The sequence below is a fragment of the Mycobacteriales bacterium genome (genome assembly GCA_035533475.1).
GTDB lineage: Bacteria > Actinomycetota > Actinomycetes > DATLTS01 > DATLTS01 > DATLTS01.
This window is the reverse complement of record DATLTS010000019.1, coordinates 1-24,937: the sequence shown is the minus strand read 5'-3', so window position 1 is coordinate 24,937 and position 24,937 is coordinate 1. Positions and strand designations below refer to the sequence as shown.

Sequence of the window (24,937 nt, the reverse complement as noted above, 5' to 3'; positions counted from 1 at the left end):
GGCCTTCGGGCGACGCTCAGGTCAGATCGGCCGAACCTGCTCGGCCTGCGGGCCCTTCTGGCCCTGCGTGATCTCGAACTCGACGCGCTGGTTCTCGTCGAGGCTGCGGTATCCGTCAGCCGCGATCGCCGAGTAGTGCACGAAGACGTCGGCCCCGCCGCCGTCCTGCGCGATGAAACCGAACCCCTTCTCGGCGTTGAACCACTTGACGGTGCCCTGTGCCATTTCCAATTCTCCCTACGGTGGAGGCGAGGACCGCACTGTGCGGACCTCGGGTCGCTCGGTGTATCGCTCCCGTCGGTGCTGGGAACAGAAAAACGCCCGCTGTCCGGCTCCGCGGGCGTTCAAGAACGTTCGAGGAACTGCAACTGCAACCGAGGCGAACAGTACCACGCGAACGCTTGCCGGAACAGATCTTCGGCCATTCGGGTGATCCCCGGCCGCGGCGGTGCCCGTGACCTACGGTGAGTCGGTGGCCCCCCCGTCCCCGATCGCCACCGGCGATCTCGACACCGCGCGGCTGCTCGACCAGCTCGCCGACGGTGTCATCGTGGCGGACCGGGACGGCCGGATCGTGCTGATGAACCGCGCGGCCGGCCGACTGGCCGCGGCCGACCCGGAGGGCCTGCTCGGCCGGCCGGTGGCCGACCTCATCCCGGAACGGTTCCGGGCCCGGCACCGCGAGGGGTACCGGAGGCTCGTCGAGGAGGGAATAGGCAAGCTGGTCGGTGGGCCGGCGCTCCGCGTTTCACTGCTCCGCGCCGACGGCAGCGAACTCGACGTCGACCTCGCGCTGGAGACCCTCGGCGAGCCCGCCGACTCCGGCTTCGCCGTGGTGGCGTCGCTGCGCGACGTCGCCGACCGCGTGGCCCTGGAACGCCAGGTCGACCTCACCCGCTACGTCCGGGCCAGCGTCGAGGTTGCCGCCCGGCTCCAGGCCGCCGCCGGGGTGGAGGAGGCCTACGGCCACGTCCTGCCGACGCTGTGCGCCAACCTCGACTGGGACATCGCCGGGCTGTGGCTGGTCGACGACACCACCGAACGGTTGTCCTGCGCCGATGTCTGGGGGGTCGGCGGCCGCTCGATCGAGGCGTTCGAGGCGGCCTGCCGGGCGTGGAGCATGGGACTCGGCGAAGGGCTGCCCGGCACTTGTTGGCAGCGCGGCGCCACGGTCGCGACGCTGATCGACGACGGCCCGCCGGTCCTGCGCCGCGCCGACGTGCTGCGGGCCAGCGGGATGCGGCAGGGGCTGGCGTTCCCCCTCGTCGCGCGGACCGAGGTCCTCGGTGTCGTCGAGCTGTTCGCCGCCGACGACGCGGCGATCGAGCCCCAGCTGCTCGAGCTGCTCACCGGGATCGGCCGTCAGCTCGGCCAGTTCCTCCAGCGGGTGCGGGCCGAGGAGCGGTTGCGCGAGGTGCAGCGCTCCCAGTCGTTCCTGCTCCAGGCGTCCGACGTTCTCGCCCGGGCCTCCGGCTACGCCGAGACCCTCGAGCGGCTGGCGGGTGTCGCCGTGCCGACCCTCGGCGACCTGTGCCTCATCGACGTCGTCGACGACAACCGCCGGCTGGTCCGGATGGCCGCCCGGCACGCCGACCCGGCACGCCAGCCGCTGGTCGAGGAGCTGCGCCGCCGCTACCCCCCGCAACCGGACGGGCAGCACCCGAGCGTCGACGCGATGGCGACCGGACGGTCGCGCTGGTCGGCCGAGATGAGCGACGAGTTCCTCCACGCCACCACCCTCGACGAGCGCCACTTCGAACTGGTCAAGGCGCTCGGGTTCACCAGCTACATGACGGTGCCGCTGGTCGCCGACGGCCAGGCGCTCGGCAGCGTCACCCTCGTCTCCGCCGGGTCGGAGCGAAGGTTCGGGCCGGCCGACCTCGCGCTCGCCGAGGACCTCGCCGGCCGGGTCGCCCTCGTCGTCGCGAAGGCCCGCCGCTACGACCAGGCGCACCGGGCTTCGCACACCCTTCAGTCCAGCCTGCTTCCCAGCGGGCTGCCCGCCGTCCCCGACCTCGACATCGCGTTCCGCTACGTGCCGGGCACGCGCGACGCGGAGGTCGGCGGAGACTTCTACGACCTGCTCCGACTGCCGTCCGGGGAGGTGGCACTCGCCGTCGGCGACGTCGGTGGGCACGACCTGGTTGCGGCGGCGACCATGGGTCAGCTGCGTAGCGCCAGCCGGGCACTGATCGGCCGGGCGAGCGGCCCGGCCGACCTCATCGCAAGGATCCAGGAGAGCTGGGACCTGCTCGGGGTGGACCGGATCGCGACCGCCCTGTTCGCGTTCCTGGATCCGAGAACCGGGGCGCTACGGGTGGCCTCGGCCGGGCATCCGCCGCCGCTCGTGGTGCACAGCGGATGGGCGGAGTTGCTCCCGCTCGACCCCGCGGCGCCGTTCGGCGCCCCCCCGCTCCCCGCCGTCGAGTGGTCGGGCACCCTGAGCCCGGGCGCGGTTCTCGTCAGCTACACCGACGGCCTGGTCGAGGACCGCACCCAGGACATCGAACTGGGGACCCGAAGGCTGGTGACCGCGGCCGTCTCGGCCGGCACCAGCGATCCGGAGCTCGTCTGCGATGCGATCCTCGCGGCCCTCGCCGGCGAGGACCGCAGCGACGACGTCGCGCTGCTGGCGGTCGCGCGGCGATAACCGCCGAAAGCGGGTTAAAGTGGCCGTGGCCGGACGATCGGGCCGTCAACCATCGCCTTCGCTCCGGCGTCCCAGCAACGACGGCTCCACGGCGATCGGGAAGCGGTAGCTGTGCGCGACCAGGCGAGCGGCGGGGTGTCCCGGCGGGGACTGCTGCACATCCTGCTGGGGGTCGGCGCGGCCGGGGCCGGCAGCGCCTGCGGCGTCGCCGCCGACCGGCTCCTCGGCCATCCGGCCCCCCTCGCCGCCCGGCCCGTGGCGACCCCGCCGCTCCCCACGCCACCGGAGCCGACCCGGACCGCCACCCCGACCCCGCGTGCGGAGCCGACCGTCGCATCCGAAGGGCTGCCGCCCCCGCGGGTCCGGGTCTGGTCCTCCCCCGCCTACCGGGTGCGTCAGCTGGTGCCCAACGCACCGGCCAACGCGATCGGGCTAACCATCGACGACGGGCCGAGCAGCTGGACGCCGGAGGTCCTGGCCGTGCTCGCCCGCAACGCCACCGCCGCGAACTTCTGCATGGTCGGTGTCCACGTCGACGCCTACCCCGCGCTCGCCCGCGCGGTGGCCACCGCCGGGCACGGACTGGTCAACCACTCGCAGGACCACCGGCAGCCCTTCAACCTGCTTCCGGCGCACACCATGCTGGCCGAGATCCGGGTCGCCCAGCGGGCGATCCGCACCGCGACCGGGCGGACGCCGCGGCTGTTCCGGGCGCCCGGCGGGGACTGGTCACCACTGGTCCTGCGGGCCACCGCCGCGGTGGGCCTGCTCCCGCTGGACTGGGACGTCGATCCGCGGGACTGGGCCAGGCCCGGCACCAGCCAGATCATCCGGGCGCTGCTCCGGGTCCGGCCCGGCGACATCGTGCTGTGCCATGACGGCGGGGGGGACCGCAGCGAGACGGTCCGCGCGCTGGCCACCGTGCTGCCGATCTGGCGGGAGCGCGGCCTGCTGCCGATCCACCTCGACCGGCCGGCCGTAACCCGGGCGGTCGTCACCCGACCGACGACGTCCCCGAGCCCCCGCCGCTCCGTCCGACCGACTGCGTCACCTTCGGCGTCACCTTCGGCGTCACCAACCGCGTCACCTACGCCGTCGGGTAGCGCCGCTGGTTGAGCGGCGCGACCGCTGTGCGAGTCTGCAACCATGCCGGCGATCGCTCCGCTCACCGGGCACACGGCGCTGACCTCCTGGCAGTTCGCCCCGCAAGTGTCGGCGATCCTCGCCGTCGCCGCGATCGGCTACCTGATCGGCGCGGTCCGCGTCCGCCGCCGCCACCCGGCCCGGCCCTGGCCGGTACTGCGCAGCGCCAGCTTCCTCGCCGGGCTCGCCACCATCGCGCTCGCCACCCAGAGCAGCATCGGGGTATACGACGACACGCTGTTCTGGGTGCACATGGTTCAGCACCTGCTTCTCGTCATGGTCGCGCCGGCGCTGCTCGTGGCCGGCCGGCCGGTGATCCTGCTCATGCACGCCTGGGGCAATCCGGTCCACCGCTGGGCCCGGCGCGCGGTCCGGTCCCGGCTGGTCACCGCCCTCACCTGCCCGCCGGTCGCGCTGGTGATCTACACCGGGGTCATCGTCGGCACGCATCTCACCTCGCTCATGAACCTCACCCTCGAACACCCGTGGGCCCACGACGGCGAGCACCTGCTCTACCTGGCCGCGGGATACCTGTTCTTCCTGCCGCTGCTCGGCTCCGAGCCGATCCGCTGGCGGATGTCGATGCCCGGCCGGTTCCTCCTGCTCGCCGTGGCGATGCCGGTCGACACCTTCGTCGGCGTGGTGCTCAACCAGACCAACCACGAGCTGTTCCCGGCCTACGCGCGGGCCGGCCGGACCTGGGGGCCGAGCCTGATCGCCGACCTGCACGCCGGCGGCGCGGTCATGTGGGTCGGCGGAGACGCCCTTATGCTCGGCTTCATCCTCATCGTGTTTCTGTCCTTCCTCACCGACCAGCGGGAGGGGAACGCCGGGGCGTGGCTGGAGACCGCCCGGCGCAACACCCTGGCCGAGCACGCCGCCAACGCCGGGCTGGCCCGGGTGCCGGCCGCCCGGGTCGCGCGGCACGCCACCGTCGACGACGACGCCCACCTGGCCGCCTACAACGCCTACCTCGCCCGGCTGTCCGGACGGGCCGCCGACGACCCCCCGGGGGAGCGATGAGCCGCTCCCGGGTAGGCCTGGCCGGCGCGCTGGCGCTCGGCGGTCTGCTCGGCGGCTGCGGCCCGGCCGCCCCAGCCGCCCCAGCCGCCCCGGCCGCCAACCCGACGCTGTCCGGCAACGTCACCACCGACTTCGGGGCCAGCCTCGACCAGGGCGACCTACAGATCTTCAGCGCCTACGTGACGGCGACGCCGGCCGGCGCCCCGATCCGGCTCTACGCGACGTTGCTCAACCACGGGACCGGCCCGGACACCCTGGTCGCGGTCACCGCCCCCACCGGGGCGGAGCGGCTCGACGTCGTGCTGGGCCCGAAAGACGACGTCCCGCTGGTGCTGCCCTCGCTCGGGACCAGCCGCAACGGGCTGGCCGCCGGCCAGCAGCTCGCGGTCGCGTTCCGGTTCCGTCCGGGCGGCCTGCTCCGGCTGACCGTCCCCGTCGTCGGGCCGCACGGCCCGTGACCCGCCGCCTCCTCGCCGGGCTGGCGGTCGCCGGACTGCTCGCCGGCTGCGCCCCCGGCCGGCCCGGTCCGCCGGCCGCCTCGCTCGGCACCGTCGTGGACACGGCGGTGCCGGCCGCGATCCGTAACCTCCCGCTGGTCACCGCGGACGGCCGGCCGACCAGCCTCGCCGCGTTCGGCGGACGCGACGTGATGATCGCGGACTTCCTCAGCCTCTGCACCGACGTCTGCCCGCTGACGTCGGCGAACACCGCGGCGATGGCCCGGGCGGTCACCGCCGCCGCCCTCGGCGCCCGGGTGGTCCTGCTCGAGATAAGCGTCGATCCGGAGCGGGACACGCCCGCGCGGCTCCGCGCCTACCAGCGGCTCTACGGCGGCCCGCAGGCCGACTGGGTGCTGCTCACCGAGACACCAGCGAACGCGGCGGTGCTCTGGCGCTACTTCGGGGTAGCCGTCGCGCGCGCGCCGGAACCGAAACCGGCAACCCTGGACTGGCTGACCCACCGGCCGTTGACCTACGACGTGGACCACTCGAACGTGCTGGTCTTCCTCGGCCCGGACGGCGCCGAGCGGTTCGTCGTGAACGCCGCACCGGACACGCTCGGAGCGGTGCCGCCCGGCCCACTGGTCGGCGCCCTGAGCCCGCAGGGACGCAACGACCTGGCCCACCCGGACCCGGTAGTCAGCTGGACCGTCCCGCAGGCGTTGTCGGTGCTCAGCTGGCTGGCCGGCCGGAAGATCCCGGTGGCCGGGGGGTGACCGGCCCGGCGACGCCGATCCGGGGCGACACCGCCCCCGGCTTCGAGCCGGTGCGGGATGCCTTCGCCGCGAACTTCCGCTCCGGTGACCTCGGGGCCGCCTGCTGTGTCTACCGCGACGGCCGGCCGGTCGTGGACCTGTGGGCCGGGCGGGCCGAGCCCGGCGGCGACCGCGCGTGGGAAGCCGACACCCCGGTGGTCGTGTTCTCCTCCACCAAGGGCGCGACCGCGATCTGCATCCACCGGCTGGCCGAGCGGGGCGAGCTCGATCTGGAGGCGCCGGTCGCCGAATACTGGCCGGCGTTCGCCGCGGCCGGCAAGGCGGCGATCCCGGTGTCGGCGGTGCTCGCGCACCGGGCGGCCGTGCCGGTCGTGGACGCGGCGGTCAGCCTCGACGACGTCGTCGGCTGGCACGGTGTCGCCGCCGCGGTCGCCGCGCAGCGTCCGGTCTGGCCGCCGGGCAGCGCGCACGGCTACCACGCCCGAACCTTCGGCTGGATCCTCGGCGAGCTGATCCGCCGGATCACCGGGAACCCGGTCGGCGCCTTCTTCGCCACCGAGGTCGCCGACCCGCTCGGCCTCGACTTCTGGATCGGGCTGCCGGCCGACGTCGAACCCCGGCTGGCCGAACTCGTCCCACCGCGGCTGCCGACCGGACCGCTCGCGGTCGCGCACGCGGCCGCCCGGATTCCGGGCCTGATGCCGGCCGGGCGGCTGCTCACCGGGCACCTGCCGGCCCCGTGGCTGCGCACCGTCGCCGCGGCCCTCGACCCGGACAGCCTGCTCACCCGGGTCATGACCGGCCCGAGTGCCCTGTTCAACTACGACCAGCGATGGAACACCAGGCCGTACCACGCCGCGGAACTACCCTCGTCGAACGGCGTCGCCAGCGCCCGGGCGATGGCCCGGATGTACGCGGCGACGGTCGGCGAAGTCGACGGGGTCCGGCTGCTGCGCCCGGAGACGGTGGCCGCGGCGACCGTCGTGCGCAGCGACGGCACCGACCTGGTCACCCTGCAACCGTCCCGGTTCGGTGCGGGCTTCGCGCTCCCCCCGATGATCGGCGCCGCCGCCCCGCCCGGCGCATTCGGTCATCCCGGCGCCGGCGGTTCGCTGGGTTTCGCCGACCCGGTCCACCACCTCGGATTCGGCTACGCCATGAATCGGATGAGGCTGGGCAGGGACGGTCGGGCAGAGGGGCTCGTTAGAGCTGTCTATTCCTGTCTGTGAGAGGTCAGCATCTCCGCGGCAACGGATCCCCGGGTGGCATCACGGCGATCCGGCCGGAGGGTCCGTTGACGCAATCCGCTGTTTGGCCCGGGCTTGGCAAGCTGTAGCCCCTGGCTTTACCCGCAGCCAGAAAGTCTGGCGGGGTGACACTCCACGGGCTCTGGATCCGGAGCAGGCGACCCCAGCCGTCGCGCCCCGTGGGGTCGGCGCTCCCGAATTGCCGGCGAGGATCGCATCGGCGGGTCGCCGCGGCGATCGCGGTGTTCGCGATCGGGCTCGCCACCGGGTGCTCCGCACCGGCAGTGCCGGTCGCCGCGCCCAGCCGGGCTCCGCACCCGCCCAGCCCGACGGTTGCTCCGGCGCCACGGCAAACCGTGACTCACCGGCCCCGCGCGTCGCCACCGCCTCTCGTGGCGGCCGCGAACGTTGTCGTCTCGGACGTCCGCACCACCGATGGCGCGCTGATCACACTGGCGGTCTTCCGCGGCTCTCCGCGCTTTGTCCTGCACAGCGGCAGCCAAGACCCGGGCTCCGGCGCATTGCAGTTGGTCGAGGCCGGCCCTGCGGTCTCGACCAGCGAGCGGCGCCGGCTCATCTCCGCGTTCAACGGCGGGTTCAAACTGTCCGCCGGCGCGGGCGGCTACGAGCAGGAGGGCCACGTCGTGGCTCGCCTCCTGCCCGGACTGGCCAGCCTGGTCATCGACCGTTCCGGCCGGGCCGACGTGGGCGTCTGGGGCTCGGGACTGCCGCGGCCGGGGGAGGCGGTGTGGAGCGTTCGGCAGAACCTGCCGCCGTTGGTTCTCGACGGGCAGCCGAGCGCAAGTGCCGCCAACTGGCAGGGGTGGGGTGCCACCCTGGGCGACCGTGAATATGTCGCGCGCAGCGCCCTCGGCGAGGACGCCTCCGGGCATATCGTCTTTGCCGCAAGCATGTCGGCGACGCCCCAGGACCTGGCTGCCGCCCTGGCTGACGTCCACGTGCGCACCGGCATGGAGCTCGACATCAACCCGGAGTGGGTCCAGTTGGATGTGGCTCGGGTACCGGGCGGCCCGCTCACCTCAGCGCTACCCGGGCAGTGGCGCCCGGCCGGGCAATACCTGCTCGGTTGGAGTCGCGACTTCGTCACGGTCCTCGCCTAGCCGGCGGATTCGCACCCGGAGCCGACCGGTAGGGAAAATCACCGAACGTTGACCGTCCGTTGGCGGCGAGCGGGGTGTGGGTGGAGGCCAGCGACCTTAGCTTCGAAGCGAAGCGTTCGCGAGCGAAGAATGGGCGGTGGCAGCATGGCGGAAGGGACGGCACCGGCTGCGGCCAGGATCAAGGAGCGGGCCGCGGGGCAGGCGCGGGTAGCGCGGCTCACCCGGTGGGCCGTGGTTGGCGGCCTCACCGCCGTCGGTGTGACCAGCGCGGCGGCGGCCGCGGCCCTGCCGGGCCGGTCGGGAACGCCCGCCGGCAGCCACGCGGCCGGCACCGCGAACCAACCGAACACGGCGGTGACCCAATCGCCGTCGCAGGCCCAGACCCCGGACCTGCAGCCGCCGGCGCAGCAGCCGGGCCCGGCGACAAACTCCTACCCCCCGGTTGTCACCTCCGGCGGATCGTGATGCCGACCGCACCACCGGTCGAAACGTCGCCGCGCGCGGCGACGCACACGCTCGCCTCGTGGGACGTGTGGACGACCAGCGCCACCCTTGCCATGACGGCACCGGGTGCGCTCGGGCCGGCCCGGGTGGCCGTGGAGTCCGTCCTAGACGCCGTCGACCGGGCGGCGAGCCGATTCCGCCCGGACTCCGAATTGAACCGGCTGTCCCGCCGCGCCGGGCAATGGCAGCCGCTGAGTCCCCTCCTCGCGGATCTGCTCGCAGCCGCGCTGCGCGCCGCCCGCCTCACCGACGGCGCCGTGGATCCGACCGTCGGCGGGCAGCTCGTATCGCTCGGCTACGACCGGAGCTTCCCGACGCTCGACGCTGACGGTCCGCCGGTCAACCCGATCTGTCGGGCCACGAGCTGGCGCAGCATCGAACTCGACTGCGATGCCGGTCTGATCCGCCTCCCGGCGGGGATGACGCTCGACCTGGGCGCGACCGCAAAAGCGTGGGCGGCGGACCGAGCGGCCGCAACTGCCGCCCGGGCCGTCGGTGGCGGGGTGCTGGTAAGCCTCGGCGGCGACATCGCCGTGGCCGGGCCGCCCCCCACCGGCGGCTGGGTGGTGGCGATCGCGGACGAACACGCCGCCCATGGGCCCACCGGCCAGGGTGACCCATCCCCCCGGGTCACCCTGGCCGGCGGGGGGCTCGCCACGTCCAGCACGGTGACCCGACGCTGGCGGCGCGGCGACCGGTGGGTACATCACCTCGTCGACCCCATGACCGGGCTCCCAACCAGCGGCCCCTGGCGCACGGTCAGCGTCGCCGCCGCTACCTGCCTGGACGCCAATACGGCGAGCACGGCAGCCATCGTTCGCGGCAAGGGCGCGGAACGCTGGCTCGCCGAGCGGCGACTACCCGCTCGCCTGGTCGGTACCGACGGGTCCGTGCGCCTCGTGGGCGGCTGGCCCGCGGAAGGACCGGCGTGAGCTCCGCACTGGGGTTCGCCGGAAACCCCCGCGCCCTGTGGTACCTAACCCGCGGCAGCGGACTTGTCGCGCTGCTGCTCTTGACTGCTGTCCTAGTCCTCGGTCTGGTGGTGGCCGGTCGGTGGAGCCGGCCCGGCTGGCCCCGGTTCGTCACATCCGACCTTCATCGCAACTTGTCCCTGCTCACGGTCGTGCTAGTTGCCATTCACGTGATCAGCGCGGTATCCGACCCCTTCGCTCCGATCCGTTGGCTCAACGCCGTGATCCCGTTCACCGGCAGTTACCGGCCGCTCTGGCTCGGCTTCGGCGCACTCGCCAGCGACCTCCTGCTCGCGCTGATCGCCACCAGCCTGCTGCGATTGCGGATCGGCCATCGGATGTGGCGGGGGGTGCATTGGCTGGCGTACGCATGCTGGCCAGTCGCGGTCCTGCACGGACTGGGCACGGGGAGCGACACACGGCCCGGCTGGGCCCAGGCGATCACCTGGGGGTGCGTCGGGGCCGTGGTCGCCGGCCTGGCCTGGCGGCTGCTGCGGGATCGGGCCCGACCCGCCGCGGTTCGCGTGCTGAGCGCGGTCGCGGGAGTAGCCGTGGCGGCGGCGCTCGGGGGCTTCGCGTTGGCCGGCCCGCTGCAACCCGGCTGGGCGCAGCGAGCCGGAACTCCGACGGCATTGCTGGCCCGGTCGGTCACCACCGCGGCGGCGCCCTCAGGTGCTGGTGCTGGTGCTGGTGCTGGCGCGGCGTCACCGGGGACGCTCGTCCTGCCGTACAGCGGATTCCTCGCCGGGACGATCCGGCAAGACGATCATTCGGACGGCACGAGCACGGTGCAGATTGGCGGCACCGTGCGGGGTGCACCCACCGGCCGACTCTCGATCACCCTGGAGGGCCAGGCGCTGGACAACGGTGGTGTCGCGATGACCGGAAGCCAGGTCCAACTCGACATCGCCGGAACGGGATACCAGGGCCACGTGGTGGCACTGTCCGGCCGCACCCTCGACGCGTCGCTGACCGACGATGCCGGGGCCGGGGTCCTGCTGGGCCTCCAGCTCAACATCGAGGGCAGCACCGTCCAGGGCACCGTCACGATCTCCAACGCCAACGCCCAGGAGGGTGGCGAGTGAGCAACAGTGTCCCTCCGACCGGTGCCGTGCGCCTGTTGGAAATGGTCGCCGACCACCCGGTCGGTCACGTCGAGCATCGCGCCCGGTACGGCAGCCTGCCCCTGCGCGGATTCGGCGGTCCGCGCGGCCCTATGTTGCTCGCCGACACCGCGGCGCGAGCCAGGCTGACCGGTCGAGGCGGCGCGGGATTCCCGCTCGCGACGAAGCTCCGCGCGGTCGCGACCCAGCCGCGTGGCCCGGCCGTCGTCGTAGCCAACGGCGCCGAAGGAGAACCCGCCAGCCGCAAGGACCGGACGCTCCTCGGCCGGGTCCCCCATCTCGTTCTCGATGGAGCGGTGCTGGCCGCCGACGCCGTCGGGGCGGACACCGTGCACGTCTGCGTGCACCCGGGACCTGCGGTGGCCGTCGTGACCCATGCCGTCGCCGAACGCGGCCGGGCCGGTGTCGACCCGGTGTTCATCCAGGTGCATGAGGTGCCGGGCCGCTACGTCGCCAGCCAGGAGACAGCGCTGATCGGCTGGCTGGGCGGCGGACCGGCACTGCCTACTTTCACGCCGCCACGACCATCGGAACGAGGGGTCCGGGGGCGCCCGACACTGGTCAGCAACGTCGAGACCCTCGCGCAGCTCGCGCTCCTCGCCCGCTACGGCGAGCGCTGGTACGCCGAGGTGGGAACGCCGGAGGCGCCGGGGAGCGTCCTGCTGACCGTCGGCGGCGCGGTGGCCCGTCCAGCGGTGCAGGAGGTGGCCTACGGCACCCGACTCGGCACCGTCCTCGACGACGCGGGAGCGGGCGGTCTGGCGGCGGTGCTCCTCGGCGGCTACTTCGGCAGCTGGCTGCCCATGCCGGATGCTGGCGACCTCGAGATCGCCCCCGAAACCCTCCGCGCGGCCGGCGCCGCCCTAGGGGCCGGCGTCATTCTCGCGCTGCCCCGCGGCGGGTGCGGGCTGGCCGACACCGCGCGGATCGTGACCTGGCTCGCGGATCAGAATGCTGGTCAATGCGGCCCGTGCGTCAACGGGCTGCCCGCCATCGCCGGGGCGTTGGACGCCCTCGCCGCCGGCCGGGCCGATCGCGAGCTGGTTCATCGCCTCCGGCATTGGCTGACCCGGGTGGAGCGACGCGGCGCCTGTCAGCACCCGGACGGTGTCGCTCGACTCGTGCGCAGCACCTTGCAGGTCTTCGACGCCGAGGTGCAACGCCACCTCCGGGGCGATCGTTGTGCCCCTGGGGGCAGCATGCTGCCGTCGGCGCAGCGGCGGTCGGCGTGACCTGGACGCTACGCGTCAACCCGATCGCGTGCGACGCACACGGCGTCTGCGCCGAGTTACTCCCCGAGCTGGTCGATCTCGACGAATGGGGCTATCCCCTGATCCACGACGGACCGGTGCCGGCGAAGCTGCTTCCCCTCACGCGCCGAGCGGCGGCCGCCTGCCCCACCCTCGCGCTCCGCCTGCAGCCACAGCCCGCTCCGCCGCGCTGACCGCCCAGCGCGCGAACCAGCCTTCACGGCCAGCGAGCCGCGACCGCCCGCGTCGACCTACCCGAAGGTGCTCGCCTCGACGCGGCCGTCTACGTGGATGAGTGTGTGCGCCACGAAGTGCTGTAGCCCCAGGTCAGCAATCTGATTGAGGGGTGTGACACCGGGCGGGGATGAAAGAGCCCCGCCACTGGCTAGTCGCAGCGAGCTGGTGAAGCTGAGGACAGCCTGATCCGGGAAGCGCCGGGAAGGGTGGGAGCAGTCCTGACAACGACGGGGCGGTCTGGAACTACCAGACGGGCCGGGTCCGGCAAGCAACACGGAAAGGTGTACGAGAGGAACAGATGCATGAAACCCCGTAAGCGATGTGCCGGCTCAAATCTGGTGGATATGGGCCGGGGTGCAGCGCGTGACCAGCACGCACCGTTGGTGGTGGTCAACTCCGTACCCGGTCAGCATTCGCCGGGTACGGAGGCCAGTGGGAAAGCCTGCGGCGTACCACTGGCGATGCTGCCGGGGCAGAGTCGGGCACCTCCTCCGTGAACCGGTGTGCAGTGAACGTGGGACCCCACCGGAGTTAGTCCTTCAATCCCCCGCGCTATCACCGGCCTCGTCTGCCTCGTCGAGGGCCAGGGGCCGGCGGTCACGTGCCTCGCGGACGTTCACATGCATGTCGATGGGGGTGCGGTCCAGGACGCGTTCGATCAACGTGCCAATGAACCGGTTGGCCTTAAGGTCATCTGGCACGACATCATTGCGCAGCGTGACTCCTCCAAAGGACGGCGGATCGCCCCATTCGCAAACGAGAAGGCACGTCGCATCGTAAACATCGACGTCCTGCTGCAGTTTGCGCAGCATGTCGATAGCTCGGTCAAGCGTCCCTGGCTCGTCAGTGACAGTCGAGCGAAGTAAGAACAAGAAGCCCATCGACACCAGCGGGAAACGTCCCCTCAGGTTCATGGCGTCGCCGTAGGATTCCTCGAATCGATTCGGCAAGTTATTCCGGAACGAGGACACCATGGTCTTGGTCGACACTAGAAGCTCTGGGCCCCGGGACCACTGGGCAATCAGAACGTCGACCTGCTTTACGTAGGCGCGGCCAAGCACCTTGGCGTCGGAAGGGGCGACGCGCTTATTCCGCAGGACACGCGCGCGGGTGGCGTCCCGATCCCTCTCTGGCAGGCCCTCGATGAAGAGGGCCAGGTCCCGCGGAAGAACTCGCGGCTTGGTTAGCCTCGGCCACACCTCATCAGCGCCAAAGCCGGCACGACGAAGTTCGTGTGCCATCCAGGAGTCGATGGCCTTGGCAAGGCGGCCGGTCTCGGATCCACTGGCCGCGCCTACAGGTATGCCAACCAGCTCCGCGAGCAATTCGTAATCTGGCGCATAGGTTGGGATGGTTGACCCGGCGATCCACGGGTTGGAGGCGGGGCGGGAATGCAGGATCTCCTCGAACGAGTCAAAGACGTCATCGCTCGGGGTCACGCGTTAGGTCACCTCACTCATGCGATCCGGGAAACCATTGTCCGGCACGAGGCGGGTAGCTCATCGATGCCATACAAGCGGCGCGCGATGTCCGTCGCGGCCTCCACGTCACGCTCCAGGAATGCGTCCGCGAGGGCTCTCTTGTCTCGTAGTCCCAGGGATTCGGGGCTAGGCACGCGTATGCGTCGCAGGTACTGTGCCTGGAACCTGTAGCAGCCACCTCGCATCTTCACGCAGTAGACGCCCACAAAGAGGTTGGCCACGTCACAGAGCAGCAGGCCTCCGAGCACTTCCAGATCCCATGCACCCGAGGTCACGAAGTACAGGTTGTGATGCGGGTAGAGATGGCCAGGCTCCAATACGGGGTGAATCGATGCCTTCAGATCGGGTAGCAACAGTTTCGGTTGCTCACGCAGACCAGGCTCTACCCGGTCGATTGTTCGATACCAGCTCATCGGGTTTCGCTGGGCCACATGACGCGATCGGATCGCAGCGCCGTGGTCCGTGAGATAGCTCTGCAGCTTGGGGTAGTCGGCCAACTCGACGAGCTGTCCATCCCTCCACGGGTTCACCAGGTACGTCCCTGACCAGGACACGGTTCCGCGCACTGTGTCTCCGGACATCACCAGCGGGAGCAACCGGTCGGACTCGACGACGTCAGGATCGTCAGTTAGGTAAACCGCATCGGACCCGCTCGCAACACCGATTCCCACTCGTGTTCGGGTGCGTCGATCTTCAAGGGGAGGAAATCTCGACTCGAGATCAGCAACCAACCGAAGCTCCTCGGGGGAGCCGGTTGGCCAGGACGCTGAGCCCTCGTACCAGCCTGGAAGGCGTGCGGCCTGAACCCCCGAGCCGCGCATACTCGTGCCACGCTCAGATTTCACCCAACGAGTCAAAGTGGCAGCGTCACGGTGTCCGAAGGCGGCTGTCGCCTCGGCAAGAACCGCTCTTCCCTGCGGACCACGCCGAATGATCGAGATGGCAGGGTAGGCAGACACGCGATCTTCAAATGCGTCGACGTCGTGCATCTGGATCAGACTGTCGACCGAGTATCCGTCGCTGATCATCTCGCGTAATTCAGCGCCGTACTGGTTACGCATCCAACGGTCGGCCACGATGAATCCGAGCACGCCGCCGTCACCCAGCAGGGCGAGGCCACGTTCGATGAAACCGACAAACACGTCGCTTCGGCCGCGCATCGTCCGGCAAACGTCTCGATAGGCCGCGCTCCGCGCCGTGGGCACATTCTCGAGTCTGATGTACGGCGGGTTGCCAAGCACAAAATCCGCCGTCCGGCTCTCCTCATCCCGCAAAAGAAAGTCCGCGTGCGAAACCCAACCTTGAGCAAGTTCCTGCGCTACCTCGCATGGGGCGCCATGACCTGTCAAGACCTGGGCGACGGCGCGCTGGCTGGCTTCCACGTTCGAGGCGAGCAGGTCGTACGCCTGGATGGCGTGTCCAGCGTCACGGAGATCCCTCCCTCGAGCTGCGCACGAAGCCACCAGGCGGGCCACCATCGGGATGAGGAAGGCACCTTGCCCACACCCAGGCTCCACAGCGGTCAGGGACGCAAGATCGCGTTCCGCCGTGTAGCCGGCGAGGTCGAGCACAAGGTCGACCACCCAACGGCGCGTAAAGACCTCGCCATGATCAGCCGGAGGGACCTCAGATTGGTCGACCCGCAAGGTGGCGATACTCATGGCCTCAAAGCCCATCTGACGCTCGAAGTAGCTCACAGGCGAGTATCTTAGAACATGTGTTCGAACGATTGCCGAACCGACGCAAGTCTGTGGACAACCCCGGTAGAGCGGACTCGGCGCTCCTAACCGTGGGGGGGCCAACGCCGATCCGATCCATACGCTGACCATGCCATGCCTTCACGGACGGATGCCGGAGGTGCCGATCGTGTCGTGGACGAGACCTGAGCCGGGCCGCCGAGGGTTCACTTGAAGAGGCTCACGTCGCGCAATGCGTCCGGATCGACGACGACCTCCGACTCCACACTGCCGCGCTGAAACAAGGCAAGGACGTCGCTGGGCATAACGTACGCGCGGTAAACATTCGCGGACTGTTGGGCCCTGAGTGCTGCACCTGCGCGATAGCTTCGGGCCGTCGTAAGGTCGCCTGACCACGACGGGCGACGTACTCGGCTCGCGGTCGCTCCTCTGAAAACGGTGATCTCACACGCCGGCCGGTTCTGGTTGTTCGGGATCGCGACGAAGCCGACGGCCCTGAACATCTCGACCCATTGGCTGGGTGTGACGTCCGCGCAGGGGTCGTCGGTGCCCTGTAGGCCTCCAGGATCACGTATCCGGATGCGGCCAGATCCATATTACCGGCCGCGAACTCCGCCCAAAGCATCTTGGGAGCTCCGCGCCTGTCGCTGATCGCGCGGATGCTCAGTTCGATCGCGGAGATCACTGCAAGTCGCCCTTCCCACCTGCTTGACCCACGGTACACACGGAGCTTTCGGCTTGCGGTAGCTAGCGCTAGCCGACCGACCGGCCTTGCGCGCGTCTTGGGTGCCTGCCCCACTGGCCGTTGTCGGCAACGTTTGACTCCTTCGCCACAGCCGAGGTGTCCTCGACCGGCTTCGGACTTGACGAACAATTCTAGGAAGGGACGACGCTCATGTTGAGGATCGCCACGTACACCCGGATCTCGACCGACGAGACCCACCAGCCCTACAGTCTGGAGGCTCAGGACGTGCGGCTGCGTAACTACATCGCCACCCAGCCGGACTGGGCGCTGGCCCGCACGTTCACTAACCAGATCTCCGGCGCCAAACTGGACCGTGCCGGCCTGGATCGAGCGCTGGTCGAGGCCCGCGCTGGCGGTTCGACCTGCTGCGGGTCTACCGCGTTGACCGGCTCTCCCGCTCAGTGCGCGGCCTGGCACAAGTGCTCGACGAACTGGACAAGGCTGGAGTCGCGTTCCGCCCGGCCACTGAGCCGTTCGACACCTCAAGCGCGGCCGGGCGGATGATGGTGCAAATGCTCGGCGTGTTCGCCGAGTTCGAACGCGCCACATCATCGACCGGGTCATCGCCGGTATGGAGCGCAACGCCGCGGCCGGTGGCTGGCTTGGCGGGAACCCGTCCTACGGCTACACCACTCACCCCGACGGCGGCCATCTGGCCGTCAACCCAGTCGAAGCGCCGCTGATCCCAGTGATCTTCAACCTCTACGCTCGCGAGCACCTCGGCGGCACAGCAATCGCCACCCAGCTCAGTGCGCAGGGGCACCGCACCCGCACCGGCGCGCCTTGGAGCGACCGGTCGGTGATCACTGTGCTACGCAACCGCGCCTACCTCGGCGAGGTCACCTTCCGAGGCGTCAGCCACCCATCCCGACACCAGCCATTGATCGACCCCGACACCTTCAACGCCGCCCAGCAGGTCCTCACTCTGCGCGGCGAAGATCTGAGCCGACGGGCGTCCAACGCCAGCGACTGCCTGCTCACCGGTCTGGTCGTCTGCGACAGATGCCAGAAGCGCTTCCTCGGCACCGCTGCCCCCGGCAAGCTGCCGCTACCGGTACTACACCTGCTACAGCCGTAGCCGATATGGCACCCCTGTGTGCGCCGCCGACCGGCTGCCCGCCGAAGCGTTGGAAACTGCCGTCCGCAACGCTCTGATTGCCACCGTCGGGCGTGATGATCTCGTCCTCGATGCGATCCGCGCCGCACACGCAGCCGCCCACGCCGGGCAGGACCAACTTCGCGGCCGCCTCGACGCCCTCGAAGGTGAGGTCGCAAAGACTGAAACGGCGATCGACCGCTACCTGTGCGCCTTCGAGACTGGCAGCCTGACCGAGGCCACCTGCGGTCAACGGATGCAGCGCCATGCCAAACGGCTCGCTGAACTCCGCGCCAGTAGGGCCAACCTGCAAGCCGACCTCGACAGCCAAGACGTACCCGTCCCCAGCCCGGCTGATCTCAGGCTGCTGCGGGAACGGATCGCCGAAGCCCTCGACGCCGGACCCGACCACGCCCGCAAAACTGTCTTCCAGGAACTCGTTCACGAGATCCGCGTTGAGAGCCGGCAGTGCATCCGGCCGGCCTTCCGCATCTCCAACGGGCACGGCCCCACTGTGAGCGGGTTCGCGAACCACCCCGAACGGTGGGCCGCCTGGGATTCGAACCCAGAACCCACGGATTAAAAGTCCGCTGCTCTGCCAGTTGAGCTAACGGCCCCACAGCCCGGCGCGTCAGGATAGCCGTGGCGGCGGGCCGCGACCCCTGGCTCGGACATCAGCGCCCGTCCCATAACGTGCAGGCACCACCTCCGAACGCAAGGAGAGCCCGTGCGACGACCGGCCAGCCTGACCCTTTCACTGCTCCTAATGGCCGGATGTTCTTCCGCGATCCCTGCTTCGACCCCGCACGGCGGGCACGCCTCGTCGACGTCGCCGGGCCAGGCGAGTCAGCCAGGCCAGCCAGGGCCCGTGAAGGTCACGGCGACGAGCATGACGTGGTCGTTACCGAGGCCGATTTCGCGGGAGGTTGTCCTCGGCCAGGGCAATCAGCTGGTCATCGCCGGCGGCTTGGCCGCTGACCAGACCACAACCTCAGGAGTCTTCCTCCTCGACCCGGTCAGCGGTCAGCTCAGTCCGGCTGGTCAGCTCGCAACGCCGGTCCATGACGCGGCCGGGGCGGCGCTCCCCTCGGGTGATTTCGTCTTCGGCGGCGGGGCGGCCAGCACGATCTCGGCCGTGCAGGGTTTCAGTCCCGGCGGCGGGTCGCACGTCTCGGGTCATCTCCCGCAGCCCCGCTCGGACCTGGTCTGCGCGGTCGTCGACGGCCGGGCCTTCCTGCTCGGCGGCTACGACGGTTCCGTCATGGCGGCGGCTGTTCTAGCCACCTCGGACGGCAGGACATTCACCACTGTGGCCAACCTGCCGGTGCCGGTCCGCTACCCCGCGGTGGCAACCGTCGGATCGGACATCTATCTGTTCGGTGGGGAGCATTCGGGGGTCGACACGACGGCGATCCAGCGAATCGATCCCGCCTCCGGCCAAGCCACCGTGGTGGGTCACCTTCCGGCGCCACTCGCCCACGCCAGCGCCGCGACCCTCGGTGGCACCGTTGTCATCGCGGGGGGCCGGCTCGACACGGTCGTGACCGACCAGATTCTCGTGTTCGACCCCACCACGGGGCGAACCCGGCTTGCCGGTCACCTCCCACGACCGGAGGCCGATGCCGGATCCGCCGTCTTGGGCGGCGTCCTGTGGCTGGTCGGCGGCGAAGACGGCACCACGCTCAAGACGGTCATAACGGTCACCGCGTGACGAGCCCTCCGGCGCCCAGGCTGGCGCCCAGGCGGATCGACCCGACGGAGTAACCGGGCGGGCCGAATGTCAGGTTGCTCCATCCGGTCGATGCACCGACCAGCCCGTTCGGTCGACCAGTGAAGCGAAGGGACGACCTTTCCAGGGCATGTCGAGGCCGAAGGGGGCCAGGTGGCGACGGCTGTCGACGCGAGCGCAACCCCCTGGGCCGAGGCGGCCCGCGCCGCTGACACCAACGCCTTCGGGCTGCCGGGCGGTCTTGATCTGCGCCCGCTTCCCGAGCCGCGACGCATGCTCCCCTGGCGACTGACCGGACAGGCGCTGCGGGGCCATCGGGGGAGCCTCGGGCTCGGGCTCGTGGCCCTGGCGTGCGTCGCCTTCATGATTTCGTTCGTTCCTGGGCTGCGGGCCCACCCTGGATTCAGCCCGATTTGGGACGGACTGGTCGGTAATGCGGTCTACCTCGGCGCGGCCGGGCTCGCTGCGGCTCGTCTGCGCTTAAGTGGCCCGGACCGAACCGCGCGGCGCCTCCTCGCGATCGGTCTGGGCCTGTACGCCGCCGGCTGGGTGTGCTGGTCGGTCCTGTCCTGGGCCGGCGCCGCACGCCGCTCGGGTTTGTCCGCGGACGTTCTCTGGCTGGCCTTCTACCCGTGCGCCTACGCGGCAATCGTGCTCCTCGCGCGACCGCGCACCCCCCGGCTGGTCTACCGAGCCGCCGGCCTCGACGGGCTGATCGGAGCGCTGGGCGTTGGCTCGCTCGGGGCAGCCTTCCTCGCGGCCCGGTGGCACGGCGCGGGACGGGCGTTGGGCGGACCCGGAATGGCGCTCATCTACCCGCTGACGGATCTGCTGCTCATCGTCCTGCTCGTCGGGGCGTTAGGGCTGTTCGGCTGGCGGGTGCCCAGCGGCTGGTGGCCGCTTTTGGGTGGGCTGACCCTGCTCACCGTGACCGATGTCGCCTTCCTCGGGCGCGTCACGTCGGGATCGCGAGCCGGGAGTTGGCTCGACGCGGCATGGATGGCCGCCATGCTCCTGCTGGCGGCGGGGCGGGGCAGTGCGGCCGCCTCCCGGCCGGATCAGATGCGGCCGACACTCGTCGTTCCGCTGGTCTGCGGGGGCGCATCCATCGCCGTTCTCGCCGTGCAGGCGCACTCCCCCTTCAACGAGCTCGTCTGGGGACTCGCCACCGGCTGTCTGGTCGCCGTCATGGCCCGGCTCGCCGCGACCTCCCGCGAGTTGCACCGGCTCGCGGCGTCGCACGCCCTGACGCTGACCGACGAGCTCACCGGGTTGGCCAGCCGCCGGGCCTTCCTCGACAGCGCCCGGGACGTCTTCCTCGCCCGGCCCGATCAGCGGCACGCTCTGCTGCTACTCGACCTCGATCGGTTCAAGGAGGTAAACGACTCACTCGGGCACCGCACCGGGGATGCCCTGCTCGCCATGGTGTCGCCCCGGCTGGCCCAGCTCGTGGGGTCACGCGACCTGCTGGCCCGCCTCGGTGGCGACGAGTTCGCAGTCCTGCTGCACGGCGCGGGCGTACCGGGGGCGCACGCTGCCGCCGACTACCTGCGAGACGCTCTCCGCGAGCCCGTGACGATCGACGGCGTCACCCTGCAGGTGGACGCAAGTATCGGGATCGCCGTCTTCCCCGAGCACGGAACCACGATCGGAACCCTTCTCCAACATGCCGACATCGCCATGTACCAGGCGAAGGAGAACCGCGACGGACCGCAGTTGTTCACCGGAACAGATCAAGCGGCGGGCCGGGAACGACTGGTCACCCTCGACGAACTGCGCCGGGCCCTCCGCGAGCGGCAGCTCGTCCTTCACTATCAGCCCAAGGTGGAGCTACCCAGCGGCCGGGTGCTGGGGGTTGAGGCACTGGTGCGATGGCAACACCCGACCCGGGGCCTGCTCTACCCCGACGCCTTCCTTCGGCTGGCCGAAGACAGCGGCCTGATGCCCCAACTCAACGACGAGGTTCTCCGGCAAGCACTCGCCGAGTGCGCCAGGTGGTGGCGGGAGGGGCGCGAGATCGATGTTGCGGTCAACCTCTCCGCCTCCACAGTCGTCAACGCCGCGCTCCCCGGGATGCTCGCCGACCGCCTCAGCGCCGTCGGGCTTCCCCCCCGAGCGCTCCAGGTCGAGATCACCGAAGACGTTCTGATGGCCGACCGAACGCGCGCCCGATCCGTACTGGAGAGGATCCATGCGCTCGGCATCGAGGTCGCCCTCGACGATTTCGGCAGCGGCTACTCGTCGCTGGCCTACCTGCGCGAGCTGCCAGTGGACGTTCTCAAGCTCGACCGCTCGTTCATCAGTCCGATCTCCGGGGACCGGCGAGCCGCCGCCCTCGTCCACTCGGCTGTCGAGCTGGCACATTCCCTGGGCCTGCGGATGGTCGCCGAGGGAGTCGAAGACGATGCCACCCTGCAGCGCCTGGCGGCCTACGGCTGCGACAGCGCCCAGGGGTTCTTTCTGTGCCGGCCGGTGCCCGCCGACCGGCTCGACGACTGGCTCGAAAGCCGGCCGCAGATGAGTGAGGCGACCCAGCGGTTGGCTCGTCCGCAGGGCGCGGCCTGAGCCCGAGACGCGCAGCGCCGGGCCCCGGCTATGCTGTGACGGTCCCCGACGGCGCAGCCGGTCGGTTCATCCAAGCCCTCATCGTCTAGAGGCCCAGGACACCGCCCTTTCAAGGCGGCGGCACGGGTTCGAATCCCGTTGGGGGCACCAGCAACAGCCCGGGTCACAGGGGTGATGAGGCTACGGCGACCGTGTCGACGGATGGCGATCTCGACCACATTTGTCCACGCCGACGTGGGGCAAGGCATCGAACGAGGCGCCCATAGCAGGCTGTTATGAGTCGGTTCTCGCGATCACGGCTGGGCGTCGGTTAACGGCACCTAAACGCCGCGACCTACGCCCCGCAGGCGTTCGTGGTCGCCTTGGGTCCACACAGCGTGAGGGTCGCCAGCGAGCTGGTCGGATGCGTGACGTCCTGCACATACAGCGTGTCGTTCTGCGGCCCCTCGTAAACGAACACCTGATCGCCGCGATCAACCCCAGTCATGTCGCTATTGATCACGGCGCCAAAGCCATCCGCGTCGAGCAAGACACGAACTAGGCCGCCCTCAACAATCAGATTGCCTGTCGTCGTATCGCATGGTGGGCTCGTATGCGGTATCTGACAGTCGGCATAGGTCCTGAACTGAAGATCGCCGATGTAACCGCTAGTCCCCTCAAGCTGCCCGGGGCTGACGAGCAGTTCAACACCGTGATGGAGCCAGGCGCCGACGAACCATGGCAGCGCGATTCTGGCGGTGGCAGCACCCTTGGGTTGGGGCCCGGTGTGGCCGAGGACGGCTACTGACGTGGCCGCGAAGCTCAGGGCGACGGAAGCCGCAAGTAGCACGACGCCGGTCCATGCCGTCCTCCGCTGACGGGGAGCGGCGGGTTCGAGGTCTCGATACTGTCCTCGCAGTGCACGAATGAGGCTGCCCAGACCCATAACGACCCCAAGCACGCCAGCGACACACGCGGCCGACGCCAGGGCCAGCACTAGATTGGGGTGCGGCGTCAAAGTTGCTCCAAGCTGTGTCGGTTAGGTCGGGGCACTCATTGTGACGGCGGGGTGCGCCTGGCGGTTGGGTGGCCGGTCGGGAGCACCGGGTCGGTTCGCTCGCTACGCGGCGGGCGCACAGCGCAGAACGTTCGCTCTCGCTCATGATCGTCCGAGCGGCGATTCAAGGGCCTTCAGAGGCGGAACGGTCCACCGGGAATCGAGGCCATTCATGGCTGCCTGGCGGATCGTTGTCGCCGCGCCAGAATGATCGCGGCATACAAATAGATGGTTCCGATCAGGCCCAGCGCCCAGGCGCCAATGAAGGCACTCGTACCGACCGCTCGCCCGGTCGCAAGTCCGACGAGTGCGCCTGCGGCTGCGCCGGGCGGACACAAGACAGCGAGGCATGCGAACTGAACGCGCAGCTTCGCATTCATCCAAAGTGGCCGGTCGATTTCTTGATCGACAATCCACCCGAACGGACCGCTGCCACCTCGGCCACACGAAACGAGTCTCCCAGTACCCGGCCGGAACGCGGCGTTGGTCGAGTCGTACGAAATGCGCGCGAGCGCCGGATATTCGCGATTGTGACTACGGAGTGGATCAAGCTCTTCGCGCACGAGAAGCGCCACTATCGGCCAGCCGGCCTCCGGCGCTACCGGCAACTCGAGCAGTCGTCCCGGGGGGACGCACGAGAGCTGGCATTCCCGCTCGATGGCGCCCTTCACTGGATTCGCCGCACGATAGCGACGGCGTATTTTCGGTCTCCTGGATCGGCACCCTCCGGACCTACCCGGCGTTACATCGCGCGTCGGCGAGGCATGATCAGGCGGTGGACGCTGCCGCATTCGCGCAGATGAAGTCGGCCATCATGCGAGCCTTCCCGCCGAGCGGAGGCGACGACCTCTTGGGGATGGAGATCGACTTCAACGCCTTCTTGTACGGCTTGGATGTGCTGACGGATGCCCAGGCACGCCGCACGGACGATCCGGCACGCCTGATTGAGGCGACGGCAACGGCGAAGCGGGGCGCGGTGGATGAGGTGGTCAGCGGCTGGAGGACACGTGGACCCAGAAGCTCCGGTACAACTACCGCGAGGGCCACGTGATCACGAAGGACAGCGAGGCTGTACGGCTTAGCGCGATCACGCAGATCGCTCCCGACGGCTTCTTCGTCACCGCCGAGGTAACCGTTGCTCTGCGAGACTGATACGTGCCGATAGGCTCTCTGGGCTGCCGGTCCTGGACTTGATGGGTGCCGGCGCTACACCACGCCTGATCCGGTGCCTCTGACACGATGAGCGCGTGCCATCAGACCGGTTCGTCGGCGGGCTGAACGTCCCGGACAAGCGGTGGGGACGCTTCGATGCGACCTGGCCACTCGGCGTTTTGACGGTGGACGATGGGGGGCTGACCTTGGTCCCGCGAGGGCTGTTGGCCCGCGTCTCGGCCGGCCTCGTCGTCCGTTTGGTCGATGTGACCTGTGCCTACCCGCTGCGTGGTCGCGTTGCCTGGCGAGGTGTTGGCTTCGACTTCGAGGACGGCAGGACCGCCTACTTCTGGACCTTCGGCCAGCGGGACAGCGCGCTGGATGCCCTGCGTGCGCGGGGCGTTCGCGTGAGCCCAGTGCCGCGTACCGCCGCCGCTATCCGAAAGCCGTGGAGGCATAGCGGATAGGTGCCGCTCTTGATCGGAGGGCGGCCAGATCTGATCTTGAGGGGAACCTACGCGTGGCTTCGCCGGGTCCGCGCCAAGACGACGAGTCCGCCTACGAGACTGACCACGGCCAAGAGTTCAGCGACCTCGCCGAAGATGGTGAATGCAAAGCCCAGGGTGAGTAGAACGAAGACAGGCACGAGCGCTAGCAGCGTAAAGCCGACTCGTCGCTTGCGGCGCGGTAGTGCCATTTCGGCAGTGAAACCGTCGGCCATGTGATAAGTGTCCAGTACTCACTCTGCCAAAGCAACAGATGTGCCGCTCCAGGGTGGATAGGGCGATCTTGGTAGTCCGTACTGGAACGGCACTTATCTGCGCGCCGAGCCCGCTATATGAAGTCCACGGGCGGAGCGAGTCGACCAAGAGCATGCCCCAGTCTCGGTCGGTCGCCTTTGCGGCGGCAGTCGTCGCTGGGTGGACAGGGTCAACTTCAAACCGGTAACT

General features: G+C 69.9%; 23 protein-coding genes and 2 tRNA genes. 19 read left to right on the top strand and 6 right to left on the bottom strand.

Annotated elements, in window-relative coordinates; all coding sequences use genetic code 11:
- Positions 1 to 21: 21 nt before the first annotated feature.
- The gene (locus VNG13_03870; GenBank protein ID HVA59660.1) at positions 22 to 225 is read right to left on the bottom strand and encodes a cold-shock protein; all 204 of its coding nucleotides are present in this window, start codon (positions 223 to 225) and stop codon (positions 22 to 24) included.
- A 247-nt stretch (positions 226 to 472) separates the two neighbouring features.
- Here VNG13_03870 and VNG13_03865 point away from each other — a divergent pair, with 247 nt between their 5' ends.
- The 12 genes from VNG13_03865 (at position 473) to VNG13_03810 (ending at position 12,443) form a co-directional block, all read left to right on the top strand.
- Positions 473 to 2,650 carry a SpoIIE family protein phosphatase gene (locus VNG13_03865; protein HVA59659.1) on the top strand — a complete coding sequence of 726 codons (2,178 nt, stop codon included), beginning with the start codon at positions 473 to 475 and terminating at the stop codon, positions 2,648 to 2,650.
- A gap of 111 nt (positions 2,651 to 2,761) precedes the next feature.
- Positions 2,762 to 3,766: a polysaccharide deacetylase family protein gene (locus tag VNG13_03860; protein ID HVA59658.1), complete on the top strand. Its 1,005-nt coding sequence runs from the start codon at positions 2,762 to 2,764 to the stop codon at positions 3,764 to 3,766.
- 30 nt (positions 3,767 to 3,796) lie between these two features.
- Positions 3,797 to 4,816: a cytochrome c oxidase assembly protein gene (locus VNG13_03855; GenBank protein HVA59657.1), complete on the top strand. Its 1,020-nt coding sequence runs from the start codon at positions 3,797 to 3,799 to the stop codon at positions 4,814 to 4,816.
- Positions 4,813 to 5,274, top strand: a complete 462-nt coding sequence (locus tag VNG13_03850; GenBank protein ID HVA59656.1) for a hypothetical protein — start codon at positions 4,813 to 4,815, stop codon at positions 5,272 to 5,274. The genes VNG13_03855 and VNG13_03850 overlap by 4 nt, the downstream gene beginning before the upstream one ends.
- Positions 5,271 to 6,032: an SCO family protein gene (locus VNG13_03845; protein ID HVA59655.1), complete on the top strand. Its 762-nt coding sequence runs from the start codon at positions 5,271 to 5,273 to the stop codon at positions 6,030 to 6,032. Before VNG13_03850 ends, VNG13_03845 begins: the two co-directional genes overlap by 4 nt.
- Positions 6,029 to 7,261 (top strand): serine hydrolase domain-containing protein, encoded by a 1,233-nt coding sequence (locus VNG13_03840; protein HVA59654.1) that lies wholly within the window; start codon positions 6,029 to 6,031, stop codon positions 7,259 to 7,261. Before VNG13_03845 ends, VNG13_03840 begins: the two co-directional genes overlap by 4 nt.
- Before the next feature lie 410 nt (positions 7,262 to 7,671).
- Complete coding sequence (locus VNG13_03835; protein ID HVA59653.1) at positions 7,672 to 8,400, top strand: hypothetical protein; 729 nt, start codon at positions 7,672 to 7,674, stop codon at positions 8,398 to 8,400.
- Positions 8,401 to 8,544: 144 nt separating this feature from the next.
- The gene (locus VNG13_03830) at positions 8,545 to 8,865 is read left to right on the top strand and encodes a hypothetical protein (protein HVA59652.1); all 321 of its coding nucleotides are present in this window, start codon (positions 8,545 to 8,547) and stop codon (positions 8,863 to 8,865) included.
- Positions 8,865 to 9,836, top strand: a complete 972-nt coding sequence (locus tag VNG13_03825; GenBank protein HVA59651.1) for an FAD:protein FMN transferase — start codon at positions 8,865 to 8,867, stop codon at positions 9,834 to 9,836. The genes VNG13_03830 and VNG13_03825 overlap by 1 nt, the downstream gene beginning before the upstream one ends.
- Positions 9,833 to 10,960 (top strand): ferric reductase-like transmembrane domain-containing protein, encoded by a 1,128-nt coding sequence (locus VNG13_03820; GenBank protein HVA59650.1) that lies wholly within the window; start codon positions 9,833 to 9,835, stop codon positions 10,958 to 10,960. Before VNG13_03825 ends, VNG13_03820 begins: the two co-directional genes overlap by 4 nt.
- Positions 10,957 to 12,231: an NADH-ubiquinone oxidoreductase-F iron-sulfur binding region domain-containing protein gene (locus VNG13_03815; GenBank protein HVA59649.1), complete on the top strand. Its 1,275-nt coding sequence runs from the start codon at positions 10,957 to 10,959 to the stop codon at positions 12,229 to 12,231. Before VNG13_03820 ends, VNG13_03815 begins: the two co-directional genes overlap by 4 nt.
- On the top strand, positions 12,228 to 12,443 hold the full coding sequence (locus tag VNG13_03810; protein HVA59648.1) for a ferredoxin: 216 nt from the start codon (positions 12,228 to 12,230) through the stop codon (positions 12,441 to 12,443). Before VNG13_03815 ends, VNG13_03810 begins: the two co-directional genes overlap by 4 nt.
- Positions 12,444 to 13,025: 582 nt before the next feature.
- On the opposite strand, the gene VNG13_03805 is transcribed toward VNG13_03810, so the two are convergent.
- Positions 13,026 to 13,925, bottom strand: a complete 900-nt coding sequence (locus VNG13_03805) for a hypothetical protein (GenBank protein ID HVA59647.1) — start codon at positions 13,923 to 13,925, stop codon at positions 13,026 to 13,028.
- Between the two features lie 17 nt (positions 13,926 to 13,942).
- Positions 13,943 to 15,664, bottom strand: a complete 1,722-nt coding sequence (locus VNG13_03800) for an Eco57I restriction-modification methylase domain-containing protein (GenBank protein HVA59646.1) — start codon at positions 15,662 to 15,664, stop codon at positions 13,943 to 13,945.
- 895 nt (positions 15,665 to 16,559) lie between these two features.
- Between VNG13_03800 and VNG13_03795 the strand changes: the two genes are divergently transcribed.
- Positions 16,560 to 16,913 carry a recombinase family protein gene (locus VNG13_03795; GenBank protein ID HVA59645.1) on the top strand — a complete coding sequence of 118 codons (354 nt, stop codon included), beginning with the start codon at positions 16,560 to 16,562 and terminating at the stop codon, positions 16,911 to 16,913.
- A gap of 67 nt (positions 16,914 to 16,980) precedes the next feature.
- Positions 16,981 to 17,487 carry a recombinase family protein gene (locus VNG13_03790; protein HVA59644.1) on the top strand — a complete coding sequence of 169 codons (507 nt, stop codon included), beginning with the start codon at positions 16,981 to 16,983 and terminating at the stop codon, positions 17,485 to 17,487.
- 562 nt (positions 17,488 to 18,049) lie between these two features.
- On the opposite strand, the gene VNG13_03785 is transcribed toward VNG13_03790, so the two are convergent.
- Positions 18,050 to 18,122: transfer RNA gene (locus VNG13_03785), tRNA-Lys, on the bottom strand.
- Positions 18,123 to 18,373: 251 nt separating this feature from the next.
- On the opposite strand from VNG13_03785, the gene VNG13_03780 reads away from it, so the two are divergent.
- The 3 genes from VNG13_03780 to VNG13_03770 all read left to right on the top strand — a co-directional run bounded on the left by VNG13_03780 (position 18,374) and on the right by VNG13_03770 (position 21,949).
- Positions 18,374 to 19,216 carry a hypothetical protein gene (locus VNG13_03780; protein ID HVA59643.1) on the top strand — a complete coding sequence of 281 codons (843 nt, stop codon included), beginning with the start codon at positions 18,374 to 18,376 and terminating at the stop codon, positions 19,214 to 19,216.
- A gap of 171 nt (positions 19,217 to 19,387) precedes the next feature.
- Positions 19,388 to 21,799 carry an EAL domain-containing protein gene (locus VNG13_03775; protein ID HVA59642.1) on the top strand — a complete coding sequence of 804 codons (2,412 nt, stop codon included), beginning with the start codon at positions 19,388 to 19,390 and terminating at the stop codon, positions 21,797 to 21,799.
- Positions 21,800 to 21,873: 74 nt separating this feature from the next.
- Positions 21,874 to 21,949: transfer RNA gene (locus VNG13_03770), tRNA-Glu, on the top strand.
- Positions 21,950 to 22,133: 184 nt separating this feature from the next.
- On the opposite strand, the gene VNG13_03765 is transcribed toward VNG13_03770, so the two are convergent.
- A complete protein-coding gene (locus VNG13_03765) occupies positions 22,134 to 22,775 on the bottom strand; it encodes a hypothetical protein (protein ID HVA59641.1) in 642 nt (213 codons plus the stop codon).
- 835 nt (positions 22,776 to 23,610) lie between these two features.
- On the opposite strand from VNG13_03765, the gene VNG13_03760 reads away from it, so the two are divergent.
- Entirely contained in the window at positions 23,611 to 23,886 is a 276-nt protein-coding gene (locus VNG13_03760) for a hypothetical protein (protein ID HVA59640.1), read from the top strand.
- A gap of 196 nt (positions 23,887 to 24,082) precedes the next feature.
- Positions 24,083 to 24,454, top strand: a complete 372-nt coding sequence (locus tag VNG13_03755; protein HVA59639.1) for a hypothetical protein — start codon at positions 24,083 to 24,085, stop codon at positions 24,452 to 24,454.
- Positions 24,455 to 24,501: 47 nt separating this feature from the next.
- Here VNG13_03755 and VNG13_03750 read toward each other — a convergent pair whose 3' ends face one another.
- The gene (locus VNG13_03750) at positions 24,502 to 24,633 is read right to left on the bottom strand and encodes a hypothetical protein (protein ID HVA59638.1); all 132 of its coding nucleotides are present in this window, start codon (positions 24,631 to 24,633) and stop codon (positions 24,502 to 24,504) included.
- Positions 24,634 to 24,937: the final 304 nt, after the last annotated feature.